A 19,040-nucleotide genomic window follows, 5' to 3' on the forward strand; every position below is an offset into this window, starting at 1 on the left:
TTCAAACCAATTTAAAGGGGGATTTTAGTTATGGCTAAATTTGAATTACCACAACTTGATTACGCATACGATGCACTCGAACCACACATTGACGCACGCACGATGGAAATCCACCATTCGAAACACCACAACGCTTACGTCACGAACGTGAACAATGCACTCGAAGGAAAAGATGTAGAGTACTCTTCACTTGAAGACTTGCTCCAAAAACTCGATTCGCTTCCTGCTGACATTCAGACAGCTGTTCGTAACAACGGCGGCGGCCATTGGAACCACTCGTTCTTCTGGAAGTTGTTGAAGAAAAACGAGAACGGGACACCAACGGGCGAACTCGCAACGGCGATCGACGAAGCGTTCGGCAGCTTTGACGCGTTTAAAGATGAGTTCACGAAAGCCGCTACAACTCGTTTCGGTTCAGGTTGGGCTTGGCTCGTCGTCAAAGGCGGCAAGCTCGAAGTCACGTCGACACCGAACCAAGATTCACCGATCATGGAAGGCATCACGCCGATCCTCGGACTCGATGTTTGGGAGCACGCGTACTACTTGAACTATCAAAACCGTCGCCCGGACTACATCCAAGCGTTCTTCCACGTCATCGACTGGGATTACGTCGCGAAGCTTTACGCTGACGCCAAATAATGACACGATCCCGAGATTCGGTTGAATCTCGGGATTTTTTCTACATTTCATTAATTTGTAAACAAATTATGATATAGTGAAAATCGAGTCTGAAAATAGAAATACAGAAAAGTATAATATAGAAGCAACTGAATGTGGAAGGAGATAACTGAATTGGCTAGACACCGTGTGAAAGTGCCGAAAAAACGGCGTAACCACCTTCCGTTACGGTTAAATTTATTGTTCTTTATCGTCTTCATCTTGTTTGCGACGTTGATTTTTCGGTTAGGCGTCGTCCAAATCGTCAACGGAGAGTTGATCGCCCGAGAAGTTCAAAAGACCGAGTCGAGCAAGATCAAGTACGAGGTGCCTCGCGGCAAAATCTACGATCGGAACGGGCAAGTGTTGGCCGACACGATCTCGAACTATTCGGTCATGTACCGTCGCTCCCAAGTGACGAAAACGGAGGAGCGTCTCGATGTTGCGGTCAAACTTGCTAAGATCGTCGACATTCCGGAGAAAGACCGCAAAGTGACCGAACGGGACCGCAAGGACTATTGGATCGCCATCGATCCCGAGCGCTCGCAAGAACGAGTTCAATCGCTTCTCGCCGAGCTGCCGGAAGAAGAGCGGGCCGCCTTGTCGAACCAAGCAGTCGATCAGTTGCTGCTTGATTCAATCACACAAGCAGAGATCACGTTCGATGATGCGACCGAAGAGATCATCGCCATCAAACATAATATGGAGAGCGGGTACGCGTTAGACCCACAAGTCATCAAGATCGGCGCGTCGCCGAAAGAGATGGCTTTGATCGAAGAAAACTTGGAGCTGTTGCCAGGCGTCAGCGTCGAACCGTATTACCAGCGGGCTTATCCGTTCGGTGAAACGTTCCAAAGTTTCCTCGGAAGCTATCGTCAAATCCCGGCCGAGCAACGGGCCTCGTATCAAGCGAAAGGCTACGGGTTGAACGATCGGGTCGGGACGTCTTATCTCGAGCAGCAATATGAAGATATTTTACGCGGGACCCCGGCCTATGACGTGTTCACGACGTATAAAGGCCAACCGGTCGGTGAGCCTACGCGCGTGAGCGGTAATCCCGGAAAAGACATCATCTTGTCGACGGACATCGAATTCCAAAAAGAAGTCGATGAGATCTTGAAGAAGGCGATCCGTGCCGGGCGTTCGGGGAGTCCGCACTTCGACCGGGCTTTCGTCGTCGTCATGAATCCGAAGACGGGCGAGCTGCTCGCTTTGTCTGGGCAAGAGTTAGATCTTGAGACGAACGAGTTTAAAGACGTCTCGACAGGAACCGTGCTCCGGGCGAGCCAAATCGGCTCGACGATCAAAGGGGCGACCGTCGCGTTCGGACTTGAAGAAGAAGTCATCAAGCCGGGCGAATACATTTACGACGCGCCGATCCGCATCGGGTCTTCGCTCAAATCGTCTTACCGGAACATGGGGAACATCAACGACCTCGATGCGCTCGCCATGTCGTCGAACATTTACATGTTCCAGATCGCGCTCAGGCTCGCCGATTATTACTCGACCGGCCAAATCGTCGGTGACAACGTCACTGAGGCGTTCAATACGATGGAGCACTACTATAAACAGTTCGGACTCGGGATCGAGACGGGCATCGATCTTCCTTACGAATCAATCGGTTTCCGGAGCGTACCCGACCGCGTCACACTGTTGATGGATATGTCGATCGGTCAGTTCATCTCGTACACGCCGATCCAACTCGCGCAATATACGTCGACGCTTGCCAACGGCGGATATCGGGTGCAGCCGCATCTGTTAAAAGAGATCATTGAACCGGGCTCGCTCGATGAGATGAACAAACAAGTCGTCAGCACGTTCCAGCCGAAAGCGCTGAACAAAGTCGACATCCGCGACGAGTTCATCCAGCGTTCGCGTCAAGGCTTCCGTCAAGGGGTCGAGAGCGGGACGTCGCGGATTCTCCAACAGACGGGGATGACGGCGGCCGGTAAGACCGGGACCGCGCAAGCGATCGCGGAAGGGCCGGACGGCCAAGCGAAACGAAACGATAAAGGTGAGCCGATCAAGACGCTTAACTCGAACCACGTCGGCTGGGCTCCGTACGACGACCCAGAGATCGCGTGGGCAATCATCATGCCAGGTCTTGAGGCAGAAGGCGTCAACACGCGCGTCGCCCATGACATCATGAAAGTATATTTTGATTTAGAAGACGTCCAAGCACAGCTCCAGTAAAGAAGTCACTTCGGTGGCTTCTTTTTTTATCTTTACAATTCTTTTACGTTCCGTTTATTTATCGTTAATAGTAGTTTATTAGGATGTTAATTGTAGGACGAAACAACAGACCCACAACACAAATCAAAGCAAACTCAAGGAGGACGTCAGAAATGTCTTGGATGAAAAAATCAGCTTTACTCGCTTCAATCACTTCGGTGGCCATCGTCGGTGCCGCGTGTGGAAACAATGAAGAAGAAAACGGTGGAGCCGAAGGAGACGCACTTTCAGGTAAAGTCGTCATGGACGGTTCGTCTACCGTATTCCCAATCATGGAAGCGGTCGCTGAAGAGTATTCAGCTGAACAGCCAGACGTTGAAGTAACGGTCGGTGTATCTGGAACGGGCGGCGGCTTCAAACGTTTCGTGACCGGGGAGACAGACTTCTCGAACGCATCGCGTGAAATCAAAGAAGAAGAAGCAGCCGAAGCTGAAGCGAACGGCGTCGAGTACACAGAAATCGCGGTCGCGCTTGACGGATTAGCGGTTGTCGTCAACCCAGAGAACGATTGGGCCGATGACATCACGATGGATGAGCTCAACAAGATGTGGACAGATATGAACGTGAAGACATGGAAAGACGTCCGCTCGGACTGGCCAGATGAAGAGATCTCATTCTTCTCACCTGGTAAAGACTCAGGTACGTTCGATTACTTCAACGAAGCAGTTCTCGATGATACAGACGTTCGCCAAGATGCACAGTTGTCAGAAGACGACAACGTCCTCGTAACAGGAGTTGCCGGAACGAAAAATGCGATCGGTTTCTTCGGATACGCGTACTACATTGAAAACGAAGGCACGTTGAAATCGTTGAAAGTAGACGGCATCGAGCCGACAGCTGAGAACGTGACATCGTTCGAATACCCACTGTCACGTCCAATCTACACGTACGTGAACAACGCCTCGATGCAAGAAAAGCCGCAAGTTGTAAACTTCGCACGCTTTATGAACGAAAATGCCGGAGCACTTGCTGAAGAAGTCGGCTACGTCGCGATGGAGCAAGCAAGTTACGATGAGAACGCTAAACTGATTGATGAACTCGCTGGTGAATAAATAGAGCAAATGGCAGAAGGTGAGAGACTCTCTCGCCTTCTCGCCATGCTTTCTAGTATGAAGAGGTAGGGAGCGATAAACGAGATGAACGAATCAAAAAATGAGTTCTCGATTCGAGAGATGATTAACGCGAATAAGCAAAAAAAATATAGTACGACGAACGTGTTTGACAAAATCATGCCGTTCTTATTATTCTTGAGCGCATTTGTCTCGGTCGTCACGACGATCGGGATTGCTTTGACGCTCGGCTTCGAACTGTTCAAGTTCTTTGAAAAAGTCCCGGTACGCGACTTCCTAGGCTCGACCGAATGGTACCCGCTCAGTGCGGACCCGAGTTTCGGTGTTTGGGCGCTCGTCATGGGCACACTCCAAATCACGCTCATCGCGATGATCGTGGCAGTGCCGCTCGGACTCGCATCGGCCATTTATTTGAGCGAGTACGCGTCTGAACGGGCCCGGACGATTCTCAAGCCGATCCTTGAAGTCCTCGCCGGTGTTCCGACGATCGTCTTCGGGTTCTTCGCCTTGTCATTCGTCACACCGATCTTGCAGTCGCTCATTCCAGGGTTGAAGATCTATAACGCCCTCAGTCCAGGGATTGTCGTCGGCATCATGATCATCCCGATGATCGCGTCGATTTCGGAAGACGCGATGAGTGCCGTTCCGAAAAAGATTCGTGACGGGGCACTTGGCCTCGGTGCGACACGTCTAGAAGTCGCCCTCAAAGTCGTCATGCCAGCCGCGCTCTCAGGGATCATCGCTTCGATCGTCCTCGGGATGAGTCGAGCGATCGGTGAGACGATGATCGTCACGATCGCGGGTGGGTCGCAACCGAACTTCGAGTTCAACCCGCTCGACTCGATCCAAACGATGACGGCGTATATCGTCCAGATCGCCAAAGGTGACGCTGGTTACGGGACAATCGAATACTATAGTATCTATGCGGTCGGTGCGCTTCTATTCATCTTTACGCTCGTGATGAACTTGTTCGCGAACTGGGTGACGCGCCGCTTCAGAGAGGAGTACTAATATGGCTTTGCCGAACAGTGAGTTCAAGAATACGAAGAACTATATTGACCATGAGACCGTATCGCGACGGATTAAAAGTCGCCTACGATTGAACGAAATCTTTAAGTACATCTTTTTAGCGGGGCTCATCTTCGCCTTGCTCGTCTTATCGACGCTTATTTATGACGTGATCTCAAAAGGTGGCGGATGGGTCAATCTCGACTTCCTCCGCAACTTCCCGTCACGCCGCGCCGAACAGGCCGGTCTTTATCCGGCTTTGATCGGGACGCTTTGGCTCATGATGCTAATCGTGCCGATGGTGTTTATCGTCGGTGTCGGTGCCGCGATTTACTTAGAAGAGTACGCACCGAAAAACCGGCTCACGTCGTTTATCGAAGTGAACATCTCGAACTTGGCGGGTGTCCCGTCGATCGTGTTCGGTTTGCTCGGATTGACGTTCTTCGTCCGGACGGCCGGACTTGGCAGCTCGGTCATGACGGGTGCGCTGACGCTCGGTCTGATGAGTTTGCCGATCGTCATCGTCGCGTCACAAGAAGCGTTACGGTCTGTTAAGATGGAGCTACGTCACGCGTCGCTCGCAATGGGTGCCTCGAAATGGCAGACGACGTTCAACGTCGTGTTACCGTCAGCCATTCCAGGGATCATCACAGGGATCATCTTGGCCGTATCCCGGGCCATCGGCGAGACGGCACCGCTCATCATGATCGGAGCGGCAACGTTCATCTCGACGACACCGAACAATGTATTTTCAGACTTTACGGCGCTCCCGATTCAAATTTACAGCTGGACGAGCCGTCCGCAAGCTGAATTCCAAAACATTGCCGCTGCCGGCATCATCGTCTTGATGACACTGCTCATCACGATGAACTCGGCCGCAATCTATATCCGCAACAAGTATACAAATCGACATTAAGTCGTAGCAGTAAACGAGGAGGACTCTCGAGATGATGAAACAAACAGAGCTTAAAGGAGATCATAACGTGAATACAACGACGACCCAACCGACCGAGACCGTGATGCAAAAAGACAGTGCTTATGTCGTGAACAATTTGAACTTATGGTACGGCGACGATCAAGCATTGATTGACGTCAATCTCGACATTAAGAAAAACGAAGTGACGGCCATCATCGGTCCGTCTGGTTGTGGGAAATCGACGTTTATCAAGACGTTGAACCGGATGGTCGAACTCGTCCCGACGGTACGGACGAACGGGGAGATTCTTTACCATGGCCGTAACATTTTTGATCGTGACTATAGAGTTGAAGATCTCCGCACGTCGGTCGGGATGGTGTTCCAGCAGCCAAACCCGTTCCCAAAATCCGTGTACGACAACGTCGCGTACGGACCGCGCACGCACGGGATCAAAAACAAAAAAGTGCTCGACGAGATCGTCGAACGCTCACTGCGCGGCGCCGCGATTTGGGAAGAAGTGAAAGATCGCTTGAACGAGAACGCCTACGGTCTCTCGGGTGGTCAGCAACAGCGCCTTTGCATCGCCCGGACACTTGCGATTGAACCAGACGTCATTCTTATGGACGAGCCGACGTCAGCGCTTGACCCGATCTCGACACTTAAAGTTGAAGAGCTCGTCCAAGAGTTGAAAGAACAATATTCGATCATCATCGTCACGCACAACATGCAACAGGCAGCACGTGTGTCTGACAAGACGGCGTTCTTCTTGAACGGGGAAGTCGTCGAGTTCGACGCAACCGATAAAATCTTCTCGAATCCAACGGACAAGCGGACTGAAGATTACATTTCTGGCCGGTTCGGTTAAGAGGGGGAGATTACTATGGCACAAAATCGCGCATTTTTTGATGTTAAATTACACGAACTAGAAGAGAAAGTCGTTCACTTGGCGAACTTGACGATGCGCCAAACGGCGACAGCGATCGAGGTGCTTGAGAAACGAGACCTCACGCTCGCTCAGACGGTGATCGACAACGATAACGAACTAGACGACCTCGAACTCGAAATCAACGACCAGGCGATTCTCTTGATTGCCAAACAACAACCGGTCGCGACCGATCTTCGTCGCTTGATCGTGACGATGAAGTCCGCGACCGATCTTGAACGGATTGCGGATTACGCGACGAACATCGCCAAAGCCGTTACGCGAATCGAGCACGTCCCGTACTTGCTTGACATTAAGCCGCTCAAGCAGATGGCCGAACAGTTGATCGATATGCTTGAACTCGCAACCCGTGCCTATCGTAAAGGTGAAGCCAGCCGGGTCCGTGAGTTGAATGAGATGGACAAAGTCATCGATGATCTCAACTTACAGGTGATCAAGCAATATATCGGAAGTCTACCGACGATGACGGTCGGAACGAACGATGTTTATGAGTTTGCAAACATCGCCCGCTATCTCGAACGGATGGGCGACCATGTGACCAATTTCGGGGAACATTTGATTTTTCTCGAAAAAGGGAAGCATTATGATTTAAATCAGTGATAAAAGTGGTAAAGAACAACAGGTCTGTTGTTCTTTACTTTTTTTTGTGCAGGAATTCACTGAAAAAGAACGAATACGTAAAGCATATGGATTTTTTTTTGGAAGGGAGCCAGACATAAATGGAAGAGAAAATCGTATCCTTGAAACAACAAGGGCTTACGTTAAAACAGATTGCAGAACAATTAGACATGCCAGTCGGAAAAGTCCAGTACGCATGGCGTAAATGGCGTTCCCAGAACGGTGAGGTCACCAAGCCGACAACCGCTCCTAAAAAATCTTCTAATGAAGGGAAGGATAGAATGAAACGAAACGAGAAAGAAGCTCCAACAGTGGGGCAGGTCGCCTCGACACTCCATCACGAAGAGCCGAAGCAGTCACCGCTCCTTGAAACAGGTCCAGACGGTTTTTGGAAGCTTCCAGACCGCTACGATGTCGACCTCATGCACGCGGTCGTCCAATCCCCGAACGCGGTCTATGTTTTTTGGGAAGTGTCAGACGCTGTGAAAGAGACGCTGACGATGCAGTTCATGCGGCCGTGGGAAGATTTGCCGAAGGCGTTCCGCATCTTAGACATCACACTGCTCGATTACACATCTGGTCATGCGAACCGGTCTTATACGTTCGAGTTGCCGGAAATGACGAACAGCTGGTTCGTCCGTCCGCTCGACCCGAACACGACGTACGTCTTCGAATTCGGGATTCGGACGATGGAAGGTGAATTTCTTCCGCTCGTCGCCTCGATGCCGATTGATACGCCGCGGAACGAACCGGCAGGAGTCGGACGTTTTGCCGAGCCGGTCAGACGTTGGCAATTCGGTGAAGTCGAGTCACCAGAACTACTCGATACGTTACCAAAATATTCTGCATACCGCTGCGTACGCTGAGGAGGACACACTATGAAACCAGGTTATTTTTCACTCGTCCTACATGCCCATCTTCCGTACGTGAGGCATGAAGAGAAACACCGGCTAGAAGAGCGCTGGGTATATGAAGCCATCTCCGAGACATACATCCCGATTCTGTGGCAAGTCGATCGACTTCAACGGCCGCTGCATTGGACGGTCAGTATCTCTCCGCCCGTCGTCGAAATGCTCGCCGACCCACTCGTCCAAGATCGCTATCTCGGGCATTTAGATGAGATGCTTGAACTGATCTCAATCGAACTGGCTGAGGGTCGGAGCGAACAAGAAGTCGAGACGCTTCATTTTTACGAACGCCGTTATCAAGACTTGAAGAACACGTTCCTCCATTGGGAGAAAAATTTGAACCATGCGTTCCGTACATATCGTGAGCAAGGCTTCATCGATATGGTCACATGTACGGCGACACACGGTTTCAACCCGCATCTGTTCACCGATCAGGCGGCACGGGCCGAGATTCGGACTGGATTGAACTGCTTCGAGCGGCATTACGGCTTCCGTCCGACCGGCATTTGGTTACCGGAATGTGCGTATACGCCAGGAGTCGACCGCATCCTCTATGAGGAAGGGATTCGCTACACGTTCGTCGATGAGCACGCGTTGCTCGAAGCCGACCCGACGCCGGACAAAGGCATCGGTGCGCCTGTCTATTCGCCGCACGGAGTCGCTTTATTCCCACGTGATCAAATCATCTCCGGGAAGATTTGGAGTTCGATGATCGGTTATCCGGGGCATCCGGACTATCGCGAGTTTTATCGCGATCTCGCCTACGACCGGGACTGGGAATACATTCAAGCGTTCATGCATCCAGAGGGCATCCGCTTCGACACAGGTCTGAAGATGCATCGCATCACGGGCGACAGCGACGAAAAAGACTTTTACGTCCGCGGATGGGCCGAACATCAAATCGATAATCACGCGACCGATTTCGCCGAGACGCTCGCGGCGCATTTAGAAGCGCACGGTGGACAAACGTTCCCGCCGTTCCTCGTCACGGCACCGTTTGACGCCGAACTGTTCGGCCATTGGTGGTTTGAGGGCCCTGAATTTTTAGGGCAAGTCGCAGAGCGACTAGAGGCATACGGGATTGAGACGATCACGCCGGCACTCTTCCTCGAGCGTCATTTCCAAGACCTGCAAACAGTACAAGTTTCGATGAACACGTGGGGCCGGAAAGGTTACGGCGATGTGTGGATCAACGAACGCAACGAATGGATGCTCAGACATTTGCACACGATGGAAACGCAACTCGTCAAAGACGTAGCCGACTATCGGAACACCTCGCCACTCGCCGACCGGGCTTTGAGACAGCTCATTCGTCATTATGTGCTCTCAGTCTCGAGCGATTGGGCGTTTATCTTGGACGGCCAGACGACGGCGCAATACGCCGCCGAACGTTTCCGCGAACATACCCGTCTGTTTGCCGAACTCGAGACGGCGCTCTACGAAGGCAAGCTATCGGATCGCTTGCTAGACGAGCACTACACGGTCTATCCGTTCTTAGACGACGTGGATATTGATATCGATACGTTCCTATCTCCACACGACTATTATGTGACGCAGGAGCGTGGCGAAGAAGGTGAGGTCATTCTCGTCCTCACGCCAGAATATACAGGCAATATAGTGGGCGACCTCGGTCACCGCGTCGTCGCTGAAGTCGAGGCACGAGCGGCTGACGGGGAGACCGTTTACGTCCTCACGCCGCACAGTGAGGGATTGCCTGAATACGAGCGCCACAATCGCGTGCACGTGTACCGGGTCCCACTCACGAGTCCGTTTCTAGAGCATGTCATGAACCAAATCGCTGCTCAGAACGTCGCCTACGTGAAACTCGTCCAACAGTTACAGACGATGGTCAACTTCAAAGCGGTCCATCATTTTGATTGGATGACGATTCCAGCGGCACGTTCACTTGCGAAGTCACTAGATGTTCCGTTATACTCAACTATGTTGTCATTTGAAACGACCCGCAACCCGCACGGGCACGGTGGCCTGTTCGATGCGATCCATCGCATTGAGAACGGCGTCCTCTCGGAAGCTGATACGGTTTATGTCGGTGAACAGCTCTCGATCGAGGAGCTCGCGACGCGGTATGTGATCGGCGATAACGTAAAAACGTGCCTACCGCTCGACGCGTCACCGTACGGGCAGAAACGTTTGAAAAAGAACGTGAAATAACCTTGCTTTTTCAAAAAAAACTTGGTAGGATAATTGAGTATGCTTAGACTGTAAAGCAAAAGCACTTGATACAACATTAGTAAGATGGGAGTGAAAGATATGCGCGTTAAAATCACACTAGCTTGCACAGAAACAGGCGATCGCACGTACATCACGAAGAAAAACAAACGTAACAACCCAGAGCGCCTCGAATTGCGCAAATACAACCCACGTCTCCGTCGTCACACGCTTTACCGCGAAGTGAAATAATTGAGACCGGCCGTCACTCATGTGGCGGCCTTTTTTTTTCGATAGGAGGAATAACAAATGACAGCTAAACAAGAGCTCCGAAAAGCGGTTCATGTGAATATTCGCGTGCTCACCGATCGTGACGGGCGTGATGAAGCGATCCTACATACCGTGGCGTCGCTCCCTGAGTGGCAACAAGCGTATACGGTCGCACTCACATTGTCACTCGACCTTGAAGTGAATACGCGTCCGCTCATCGATACAGCTTTAAAAGCAGGAAAATCGGTGTTGGTGCCGAAAGTAACGAAACAGGGGCTCACGTTCCACGAAATCAGGACGTTCAGCGACCTCGAGCCGGGGGTAATGGGTATTCTCGAGCCGACGACCGCGGAAACCGACCTCGACATCGATGTCTGTATCGTCCCAGGCCGTGTCTTTGACCGTTCTGGATATCGGATCGGTTGGGGCGGGGGTTATTACGACCGTTTCTTAGCGACATATCGCGGTGCGACGATCGCGCTCGCCTACGACGTACAAGTGCTCGACGAAATACCGATCGAACCACACGACATACCTGTCGAACTGATCGTGACAGAAAGGGAAATGATTCGATGCTCTCAATCGTCCTCGTAACTTGTCTAGTTGCACTGGCCGGATATCGTCTCCGGTCGTTGACGTTCTCTGGGGCGATCTTGACGATCGTGACAGGGACGGTCATCGGGTTTGGTTTTGGCTGGTTCGGGCTGTACTTGCTCGGTGTGTTCTTTTCGACGTCCTCGCTCGCTTCAAAATATCGCGCCCGCGACAAGGCGTCGGTCGATGACATCGTCGAAAAATCCGGACCGCGTGACTTCGTGCAAGTGCTTGCGAACGGAGGAATCGCTATGCTCACCGCCGTCGGAATGGCGATGAATTCGAACGAGGCGTGGCTATTCGCTTACGTCGTTTCAATCGCGGCGGCGACGAGTGACACGTGGGGGTCCGAGTTCGGCGTCCTCGCATCGCGCCGACCGCGCTCTATTTTGACATTGCGTGAAGTTGAACCGGGGACGAGCGGTGGTGTGTCACCGTTCGGTACGCTCATGTCCGTCGCCGGCGCGACGATCATCGTCCTGGCATCGCTCCCGTTCTTAAACATAACGATGGGCACGCTATTTCTATTGATTGCGCTCGGTCTGAGCGGCAGCGTCGTCGATACGTTGCTCGGTGCGACCGTGCAACGGAAGTATCGCTGTCGGACGTGCCGAAAACTGACGGAGAAAAAGCTGCATCACGGCGAAGCGACCGACTATGTATCTGGATGGCGCTTTCTCGGCAACGACGCCGTTAATTTCTTGGCGATCGCTTCCGCGGCGGCGATTAGTTTTCTTGTTTTCGCATAAGGGTAGTACAGAGAATGAGGATGTTTCAAACGAATGTGAATTTTGTCACAATATTGCCAAACTGAAAACGGTTTCTCTTGTATTGACTGTTTGTGAATGATGTTACAATCTAGGTGTAACAGACAAAACAAAAACATGAAACAGATTGTTTGAAGGGTGGAAAAACAACATGGAAACATTAAATCATGCAAAAGTAACACGGGTCGCTCTCGTCGGGGCCGGAGCGGTCGGTGCAAGCTTCGCGTATCAATTGACGACAGCGAGCCTATGTGAAGAACTCGTCATCATCGACATCAACAAGGCGAAAGCAGAAGGCGAAGCGATGGACTTGAACCACGGCGTCTCGTTCGCTTCGTCACCGATGCGCGTCTGGGCTGGAGATTACACGGACTGCGGTGCTGCAGATATCGTCGTCATCACGGCCGGCGCTCCTCAAAAACCAGGTGAGACACGTCTCGACCTCGTTGAGAAAAATGCGAAAATCATGAAATCGATGATCACTGAAATCATGGCGTCTGGCTTCGACGGTATCATCATCCTCGCGTCAAACCCGGTCGATATCATGACACACTTGGCTTGGAAATACTCGGGTCTTCCGAAACATCGCGTCTTCGGTTCAGGGACTGTCCTCGATACGTCACGCCTCCGCTACATGCTAGGTGATTACTTCAACGTCGATCCGCGCAACTGCCACGCTTACATCATGGGTGAGCATGGCGATACCGAGTTCGCGGCGTGGAGCAACGCCCGGATTTACGGCAAATCGGTCGAACAGTTGCTCGAAGAGAACGACGAGTATACGTGGGAAGACCTTGAAGATATCTACGTCAACGTTCGTGACGCTGCGTACCACATCATCGAACGTAAAGGCGCGACGTACTATGCGATCGGTCTCGGCTTGCTTCGTCTCGTCAAAGCGGTGCTCCGTAACGAGAACACGCTGCTCACGGTCGGTGCCTACTTGGACGGAGAGTACGGCTTGAACGATATTCATATCGGTGTGCCGGCAATCATCAACCGCCAAGGCGTGCGTCAAGTCGTCGAAATCGAGTTATCAGAAGAAGAGAAGCAGAAAATGCTCCATTCGGCAGACGTGTTGTTGAAAACGATGCAACCTGTTTTATAATATATTCGCGATATAGACGTAGTCGGCGTATGCCGGCTACGTTTTTTTATGTGTTGGCACGGACGCCGGACAGATTCAGAAAGCGCCAACTTTTGTCGTCATGATCGAATTGGATTACAATTAAGACAGAAGGAAAGGAGGGGATTCAGTTGACGCAACCGGGATGTTTTTGGGAAGACATTTACCATGCGGTCGAGGCAGGCGGTCGGGTCGAAGGGATACTCGAGCCTTCGCGCGCGCTGCTATTGTTCGACACAAAAGCTGGAGACCTCTATCACCTGTACATAAAGACGGATAAGGCGTGGGCGAACCATGTCGCGATCGAGATCGAGGCGGTTATGAGCTCGTTCCGACTCGCACGACTCGGACGTGCGAAGCTTCACGTCCATATATACGGCGACGCGCTCGTCGATGAGGAGCGACTTGAGACGTTGTCGTTCCAAGTCGCGGCCAAGGTGAGACTCGACAGGCACGCGTGTGGCGATGAACAAGATGAGACCCGGTTTCGGTCGCTCGCGCTCGCACTCGATAAACAGCGAAAAGCCGAACTGAAGAAGCGATTCTCATTCGGTGAACCGCAACTCGTCTATGCGCTCATGATGTTGACGTTTGTCGTCATGTGGCTCGCCGAATCGCTCGGCTCGACGCTCGATCCGAACACGCTCATCCGATTCGGCGCCAAAGTCAATCCGCTCATTGATGAAGGCGAATGGTGGCGCCTCGTCACACCGATGTTCCTTCATATCGGCTGGTTTCATTTTGCGATCAACATGTTCGCGCTCTGGTCGCTCGGCCCGCTCGTCGAACGCATGTATGGGTCACCGAGGTTCTTGACGATCTATCTGTTGGCGGGCGTCATCGCGTCGACCGCCTCCTACGCGTTCAGTGAGGCGATTTCGGCAGGCGCGTCCGGTGCATTGTTCGGTCTCGTCGGCGCACTGCTCTATTTCGGACTGCGTGACCGCTCGCTGTTCATGAAGACGCTCGGCCCACCGTTGTTTATTATGTTAGGATTAAACGTAGGGCTCGCCTTCGTCCTCGGTGCCAGCTTGGACCACTCGGCCCATGCCGGGGGCCTCATCGGTGGATTTTTGATGGCGGGCGTGGTCGGATTACCTGATGAAACGACAAAAAAATGGCGCCTGTTGTTCACGGTGCTCGCTATTGGATTGACCGGGACATTATACTGGCTCGGATATAATCGATGACAAAGGAGTAACAACATGATTGATACGTTAAAACGATTAGTAGAGATTCCAAGTCCTTCTGGAATGACGCACGAAGCAGTCAGTTACGTCGAACGAGAGCTCAAGGACCTCGGGGTCGAGACGAGCCGGTTGACGAAAGGGGCGCTTTTAGCTACGTTTCCTGGACAAAGTGGCCCGGCCCGTCTCTTGACCGCCCACGTCGATACGCTCGGTGCGATGGTGAAGGAAGTGTTGCCGAGCGGACGCTTGCGGCTGACGCAAGTCGGCGGTTACGCCTGGACCGCGATCGAGGGTGAGAACTGTCTCGTCCATCGCGAGGCGGGCGAGGCGGTGGACGGGACGATCCTCGTTCATCAATCGAGTGTGCACGTCTATAAAGACACGAACAGTGCCGAGAGGACGGCGACTAACATTGAAGTACGTCTCGATGCCGACGTTCATACGGCAGACGACGTCCGGGCGTTAGGCATCGAAGTCGGGGACTTCATCTCGTTCGATCCCCGTTTCAAGCAGACGGAGACGGGTTATGTTAAGTCACGCCATCTCGATGATAAGGCGTCGGTCGCCATCCTGCTCGATTTGGCGCGTGACTTGGTCAAAGCGGACTTGCCACATACGGTCTACTATTTGATTTCCAACTATGAAGAGGTCGGCTTTGGCGGGAACGCCGGGATCCCGGACGAAGTCGATGAGTACATCGCAGTCGATATGGGCGCGCTCGGGGACGGGCAACACTCGGACGAGTACACGGTATCGATCTGTGCCAAAGATTCTTCAGGGCCGTACGACCTCGAGTTGCGTCGTCAGTTCACGAAGCTTTGCCGCGACCACGACATTCCGTTCAAAGTCGATATTTATCCGTTCTACGGTTCGGACGCATCAGCTGCGATCCGGGCCGGCTATGACGTAAGACATGCGCTCGTCGGTCCTGGGATCGAGTCGAGCCACAGCTATGAACGGACGCACCAAACATCGCTCGAGGCGACACGAGCGTTGCTGTATCGCTACGCATTGACCGCGATGGGGGAATAATGATGAGAAACTTTTATGACGTGCAACAGTTTTTAAAATCGTTTGGCACAATTATTTACATCGGAGAGCGTGACGCCGAGATCGGTCTCATGATGATGGAGTTAGACGAATTGAACGCCGGTGGGATGATCGAACAGCGCGAGTATGACACGGCAAAGATTATTTTGACGCATGAACTAAAAAATTCAATAGATTGACAGAAAAACCTCTTGTGCAAATGTTTGCACAAGGGGTTTAATAGTGTAGACTATTGAATGAAAGCGATTTATTTGAGACGAGGAGTGGAATGCATGAAGTGGTTATTAGGAATCGACATCGGCGGGACGACGGTGAAAATGGCCGTCCTAGACATGAACGGGATCATTTCAGACAAGTGGGAGATCAAGACGGACATCCGTGATAATGGGGTACATATCCCGACAGATATCGCCGCCTCGTTTGAAGCGTACCTTCAGCAATCGGGAAAAGTGAAGCATGATTTTGCGGGTGCGGGAATCGGAGCTCCGGGATTCATCAACTTCTCAGAAGGTGTCGTCGAATACTCGCCGAACATCGGATGGAAGAACTTTGAGCTCGTTAGCGAATTCGAGAAAGCGGTCGGATTGCCGGCCGTGCTCGAGAATGACGCGAACGCGGCCGCGCTAGGGGAGATGTGGAAAGGCGCCGGTGAAGGAGCGTCTGAACTGCTCGCAATCACACTCGGTACGGGTGTCGGAGGCGGTGTCATCACGAACGGGAACATCGTCCATGGGGCGGCCGGCATGGCTGGTGAGATCGGACATATCACGGTCGAGCGCGACGAGGCGAAAGCGGTCATGTGTGGATGTGGGCGCAAAGGCTGCATCGAGACGATCGCCTCAGCAACCGGCATCGCCCGTCTCGCTTTACAAAAGCGTAAAGGGAGAACGACGTCATTGAACGAGTTAGGTGAAGTGACGGCTCGCGATGTGTTTGAAGCCTATAAAGCGAAAGACGAGGTCGCGACAGAAGTCGTCGAAGAGATGACGGAATATCTCGGGTTGACGATTTCAAACATCGCCAACACGTTGAACCCTAAAATGATCGTGATCGGCGGCGGCGTTTCAAAAGCGAGACAAGCTTTGCTCGAGCCGCTTGATGAACAATTTAAGCGGTTTGCCCTTGAACGGGTATATACGTCGACGACGTTCAAAATTGCCGAACTCGAGAATGACGCCGGGGTCATCGGCTGCGCTTGGCTGGCACGAAAACATTTTTTGCCGACTAGAGTCTAACCTGTAAAGCACACATGCGATTTCGCATGTGTGCTTTTGACGTACAAAGGGAATTGTAAAGGTATGGTTGATTTTTTGTTAAAAAAGGGGTAAGATTTGGACTTGATACTGGACTGTTACCGTTAGTGAAATAGATAACAAGCCAACTACATGTTATTGAACTTATTCATGGCGCATCCTGCTTGAGGACGTCTTAAAACTGAAAAGAGGAGGAGGCCGTCAGATGAAGTCATCTCAAAGCTTATCGAAGCTGACTATGCGACTGAATGAAACGGTCCGCGCTTCGTTTCAAGAATATCGGTTATTTTGGATATTTAGTTTATTACTTTGGACGAAGACGTACGTAGTTTACCAATTTTTCTTTGACATCCCGATTGAAAACACAGCTCAAGCGTTCATCTTGTTGATCAGTCCGATCAGCTCGACCTTGTTCTTGTTCGCTTTTAGTTTCTTCTTTAAAGGAAATAAGCAAAAGTGGGTGCTGTATACCCTTTATGCGGTCGCCTCGTTCCTGTTGTTCGCGGACGCTGTCTACTACCGCGAGTTTACGGACTATTTGACGATGCCTGTCATTTTGCAACCGTCGAACATGGAGACGCTGTCGACTTCATTCATGTCACTGCTTGAATGGAAAGACTTGATCATTCTTGGGGACGTGCTCGTTTTGCCGTTCGTACTACGGAAGATCAATACGTTGCAAACCGCCGCGTCTCACCGCCGGGCGCTCATCACGTTCGTGGCAGCTGTCGCCGTGTTCTTGTTCAACTTGTCGCTTGCTGAGACGGAACGCCCTGAACTGTTGACGCGTTCGTTCGACCGTGAGCTGCTCGTCAAAAACATCGGGACGTTCAACTTCCACGTCTATGACGCGATGCTTCAAACGAAGACGTCCGCGCAGAAAGCGATGGCCGATGGGTCGGAGTTAGCCAAGATTGAAAAGTATACCCGCCAAAACTATGCGGCGCCGAATCCGGATTTGTTCGGAAAATATAAAGGCAAAAACGTGGTCGTCGTCTCGCTCGAGTCGACACAAAACTTCACGCACAATATGAAAGCCGCGAACGGCGAGTATATCACGCCGAACTTGAACAAGCTGATCGAAGAGTCCCATTACTGGCCAAACTATTACCATACGGTCGGGCAAGGAAAAACGTCAGACGCCGAGTTCGCCCTCGATAATTCGCTGTATGGCCTGCCACGTGGAGCCGTTTACTTCACGAACGCTGATAATGAGTACCAAGCTCTTCCTGAACTGATCAAAGAAGAGAACTATTATTCGGCCGTGTTCCATGCGAACAACAAATCATTTTGGAACCGCGATTTGATGTACAAGAATACCGGTGTCGACATGTTCTATGATGAGAAGAGTTACGACCTTGGGAATCCTGAGGACATGACGGAGTGGGGCTTGTTGGACGATAGTTTCTTTGAACAATCGATTCCGATGCTCGAGGAACTCCCGCAACCGTTCTATGCGAAGTTCATCACGCTCACGAACCATTTCCCGTATACGATGCCGAGCGAGGATTACGAACTCGTGCCGAAATTCGAGACGAACTCGACGACGCTTAACAACTTCCCGCAGGCACTCGCTTACCAAGACTATGCGCTTGGCCTGTTCATCGACCAACTGAAACAGAACGGGATGTGGGAAGATACGATTTTCGTCGTGTACGGTGACCACTACGGCATTTCGACAAACCATAACGACGCGGTGGCCGACTTGCTCGGTAAAGAAGAGTTGACGCCGTATGATGTGGCGAAACTTCAACAAGTGCCGTTCGCCATCCATTTGCCGGGCCAAGAAACAGGCGAAGTCCATGAGACGATCGGAAGTCATATCGACATGAAGCCGACGCTCCTTCACTTGCTCGGCATCGATACGTCGGACTTGGTCGGGTTCGGGAACGACTTGTTCGCTGAAGACCGCAACAGTCGTGCCATCTTCCGAGACGGCACGGTCGTCACGGAAGATTACGTGTGGACGCAATCGATGTGTTACGATGCGACGACTGGAGAAGCGGTTGAAGATACGACACTTTGCGGACCGGTCACGGAAGAAGCCGAAAAAATCCTGCAAATGAACGATGACTTGATCTATTCGGATTTGCTTCGCTTCAAAGAACAAACCGATTAATAATCAAGAGCTAGCGCTGACCGTGAACTGAGCCCTGTTTTTCGGACAGTTTAATAAAAAGTGCGTCGTCTTTTATGCGGCGATCAGATGGCTCCGGTATTGCTCCGGAGTCATTTTTTTTAGGTTCCATTGCTTGCGTTCACTATTGTA

The 19,040-nt window shown here is 51.7% G+C and carries 18 protein-coding genes; all 18 read left to right on the forward strand.

Going from position 1 to position 19,040, the window contains the following annotated elements; translation table 11 throughout:
- The first annotated feature begins 30 nt into the window (after positions 1 to 30).
- Positions 31 to 639, forward strand: a complete 609-nt coding sequence (locus EVJ26_RS13445; protein WP_071397750.1) for a superoxide dismutase — start codon at positions 31 to 33, stop codon at positions 637 to 639.
- Between the two features lie 153 nt (positions 640 to 792).
- Entirely contained in the window at positions 793 to 2,850 is a 2,058-nt protein-coding gene (locus EVJ26_RS13450) for a peptidoglycan D,D-transpeptidase FtsI family protein (RefSeq protein WP_201738378.1), read from the forward strand.
- Between the two features lie 152 nt (positions 2,851 to 3,002).
- A complete protein-coding gene (locus EVJ26_RS13455) occupies positions 3,003 to 3,941 on the forward strand; it encodes a PstS family phosphate ABC transporter substrate-binding protein (RefSeq protein WP_131470688.1) in 939 nt (312 codons plus the stop codon).
- A gap of 84 nt (positions 3,942 to 4,025) precedes the next feature.
- Entirely contained in the window at positions 4,026 to 4,970 is a 945-nt protein-coding gene (pstC, locus tag EVJ26_RS13460; RefSeq protein ID WP_016508080.1) for a phosphate ABC transporter permease subunit PstC, read from the forward strand.
- Position 4,971: 1 nt separating this feature from the next.
- Positions 4,972 to 5,883, forward strand: coding sequence for a phosphate ABC transporter permease PstA (pstA, locus tag EVJ26_RS13465; protein ID WP_131458743.1), 912 nt, complete (start codon positions 4,972 to 4,974; stop codon positions 5,881 to 5,883).
- 103 nt (positions 5,884 to 5,986) lie between these two features.
- The gene (gene pstB, locus EVJ26_RS13470) at positions 5,987 to 6,748 is read left to right on the forward strand and encodes a phosphate ABC transporter ATP-binding protein PstB (protein WP_233589588.1); all 762 of its coding nucleotides are present in this window, start codon (positions 5,987 to 5,989) and stop codon (positions 6,746 to 6,748) included.
- 15 nt (positions 6,749 to 6,763) lie between these two features.
- Complete coding sequence (gene phoU / locus EVJ26_RS13475; protein WP_070327024.1) at positions 6,764 to 7,426, forward strand: phosphate signaling complex protein PhoU; 663 nt, start codon at positions 6,764 to 6,766, stop codon at positions 7,424 to 7,426.
- A gap of 119 nt (positions 7,427 to 7,545) precedes the next feature.
- Positions 7,546 to 8,310, forward strand: a complete 765-nt coding sequence (locus tag EVJ26_RS13480) for a DUF4912 domain-containing protein (RefSeq protein ID WP_131440104.1) — start codon at positions 7,546 to 7,548, stop codon at positions 8,308 to 8,310.
- Positions 8,311 to 8,322: 12 nt separating this feature from the next.
- Positions 8,323 to 10,524 (forward strand): 1,4-alpha-glucan branching protein domain-containing protein, encoded by a 2,202-nt coding sequence (locus tag EVJ26_RS13485; protein ID WP_131470690.1) that lies wholly within the window; start codon positions 8,323 to 8,325, stop codon positions 10,522 to 10,524.
- 84 nt (positions 10,525 to 10,608) lie between these two features.
- Positions 10,609 to 10,773 (forward strand): 50S ribosomal protein L33, encoded by a 165-nt coding sequence (rpmG, locus tag EVJ26_RS13490; RefSeq protein WP_016510885.1) that lies wholly within the window; start codon positions 10,609 to 10,611, stop codon positions 10,771 to 10,773.
- 57 nt (positions 10,774 to 10,830) lie between these two features.
- On the forward strand, positions 10,831 to 11,385 hold the full coding sequence (locus tag EVJ26_RS13495; protein ID WP_071397741.1) for a 5-formyltetrahydrofolate cyclo-ligase: 555 nt from the start codon (positions 10,831 to 10,833) through the stop codon (positions 11,383 to 11,385).
- Positions 11,364 to 12,134 (forward strand): DUF92 domain-containing protein, encoded by a 771-nt coding sequence (locus EVJ26_RS13500; protein ID WP_131470692.1) that lies wholly within the window; start codon positions 11,364 to 11,366, stop codon positions 12,132 to 12,134. The genes EVJ26_RS13495 and EVJ26_RS13500 overlap by 22 nt, the downstream gene beginning before the upstream one ends.
- Positions 12,135 to 12,303: 169 nt before the next feature.
- Positions 12,304 to 13,260, forward strand: coding sequence for an L-lactate dehydrogenase (locus EVJ26_RS13505; protein ID WP_070327029.1), 957 nt, complete (start codon positions 12,304 to 12,306; stop codon positions 13,258 to 13,260).
- A gap of 149 nt (positions 13,261 to 13,409) precedes the next feature.
- Positions 13,410 to 14,468 (forward strand): rhomboid family intramembrane serine protease, encoded by a 1,059-nt coding sequence (locus tag EVJ26_RS13510; RefSeq protein WP_131470694.1) that lies wholly within the window; start codon positions 13,410 to 13,412, stop codon positions 14,466 to 14,468.
- 15 nt (positions 14,469 to 14,483) lie between these two features.
- Entirely contained in the window at positions 14,484 to 15,500 is a 1,017-nt protein-coding gene (locus tag EVJ26_RS13515; RefSeq protein WP_131470696.1) for a M42 family metallopeptidase, read from the forward strand.
- Positions 15,501 to 15,502: 2 nt separating this feature from the next.
- Complete coding sequence (locus EVJ26_RS13520; RefSeq protein ID WP_070327032.1) at positions 15,503 to 15,697, forward strand: YqgQ family protein; 195 nt, start codon at positions 15,503 to 15,505, stop codon at positions 15,695 to 15,697.
- Between the two features lie 93 nt (positions 15,698 to 15,790).
- A complete protein-coding gene (locus EVJ26_RS13525) occupies positions 15,791 to 16,753 on the forward strand; it encodes an ROK family glucokinase (protein ID WP_304984927.1) in 963 nt (320 codons plus the stop codon).
- 223 nt (positions 16,754 to 16,976) lie between these two features.
- The gene (locus EVJ26_RS13530; RefSeq protein WP_131470698.1) at positions 16,977 to 18,890 is read left to right on the forward strand and encodes an LTA synthase family protein; all 1,914 of its coding nucleotides are present in this window, start codon (positions 16,977 to 16,979) and stop codon (positions 18,888 to 18,890) included.
- The last annotated feature ends 150 nt before the right edge of the window (positions 18,891 to 19,040 follow it).

It is taken from the genome of Exiguobacterium sp. SH3S1, from assembly GCF_004337105.1.
GTDB lineage: Bacteria > Bacillota > Bacilli > Exiguobacteriales > Exiguobacteriaceae > Exiguobacterium > Exiguobacterium aurantiacum_A.

Bases quoted from the DNA above. Each gene is read 5' to 3' on its own strand.
- EVJ26_RS13445 (WP_071397750.1), top strand. From the start codon at position 31: ATGGCTAAATTTGAATTACCACAACTTGATTACGCATACGATGCACTC.
- EVJ26_RS13455 (WP_131470688.1), top strand. From the start codon at position 3,003: ATGTCTTGGATGAAAAAATCAGCTTTACTCGCTTCAATCACTTCGGTG.
- pstC (WP_016508080.1), top strand. From the start codon at position 4,026: ATGAACGAATCAAAAAATGAGTTCTCGATTCGAGAGATGATTAACGCG.
- pstA (WP_131458743.1), top strand. From the start codon at position 4,972: ATGGCTTTGCCGAACAGTGAGTTCAAGAATACGAAGAACTATATTGAC.
- pstB (WP_233589588.1), top strand. From the start codon at position 5,987: ATGCAAAAAGACAGTGCTTATGTCGTGAACAATTTGAACTTATGGTAC.
- phoU (WP_070327024.1), top strand. From the start codon at position 6,764: ATGGCACAAAATCGCGCATTTTTTGATGTTAAATTACACGAACTAGAA.
- EVJ26_RS13480 (WP_131440104.1), top strand. From the start codon at position 7,546: ATGGAAGAGAAAATCGTATCCTTGAAACAACAAGGGCTTACGTTAAAA.
- EVJ26_RS13485 (WP_131470690.1), top strand. From the start codon at position 8,323: ATGAAACCAGGTTATTTTTCACTCGTCCTACATGCCCATCTTCCGTAC.
- rpmG (WP_016510885.1), top strand. From the start codon at position 10,609: ATGGGAGTGAAAGATATGCGCGTTAAAATCACACTAGCTTGCACAGAA.
- EVJ26_RS13495 (WP_071397741.1), top strand. From the start codon at position 10,831: ATGACAGCTAAACAAGAGCTCCGAAAAGCGGTTCATGTGAATATTCGC.
- EVJ26_RS13500 (WP_131470692.1), top strand. From the start codon at position 11,364: ATGCTCTCAATCGTCCTCGTAACTTGTCTAGTTGCACTGGCCGGATAT.
- EVJ26_RS13505 (WP_070327029.1), top strand. From the start codon at position 12,304: ATGGAAACATTAAATCATGCAAAAGTAACACGGGTCGCTCTCGTCGGG.
- EVJ26_RS13515 (WP_131470696.1), top strand. From the start codon at position 14,484: ATGATTGATACGTTAAAACGATTAGTAGAGATTCCAAGTCCTTCTGGA.
- EVJ26_RS13520 (WP_070327032.1), top strand. From the start codon at position 15,503: ATGAGAAACTTTTATGACGTGCAACAGTTTTTAAAATCGTTTGGCACA.
- EVJ26_RS13525 (WP_304984927.1), top strand. From the start codon at position 15,791: ATGAAGTGGTTATTAGGAATCGACATCGGCGGGACGACGGTGAAAATG.
- EVJ26_RS13530 (WP_131470698.1), top strand. From the start codon at position 16,977: ATGAAGTCATCTCAAAGCTTATCGAAGCTGACTATGCGACTGAATGAA.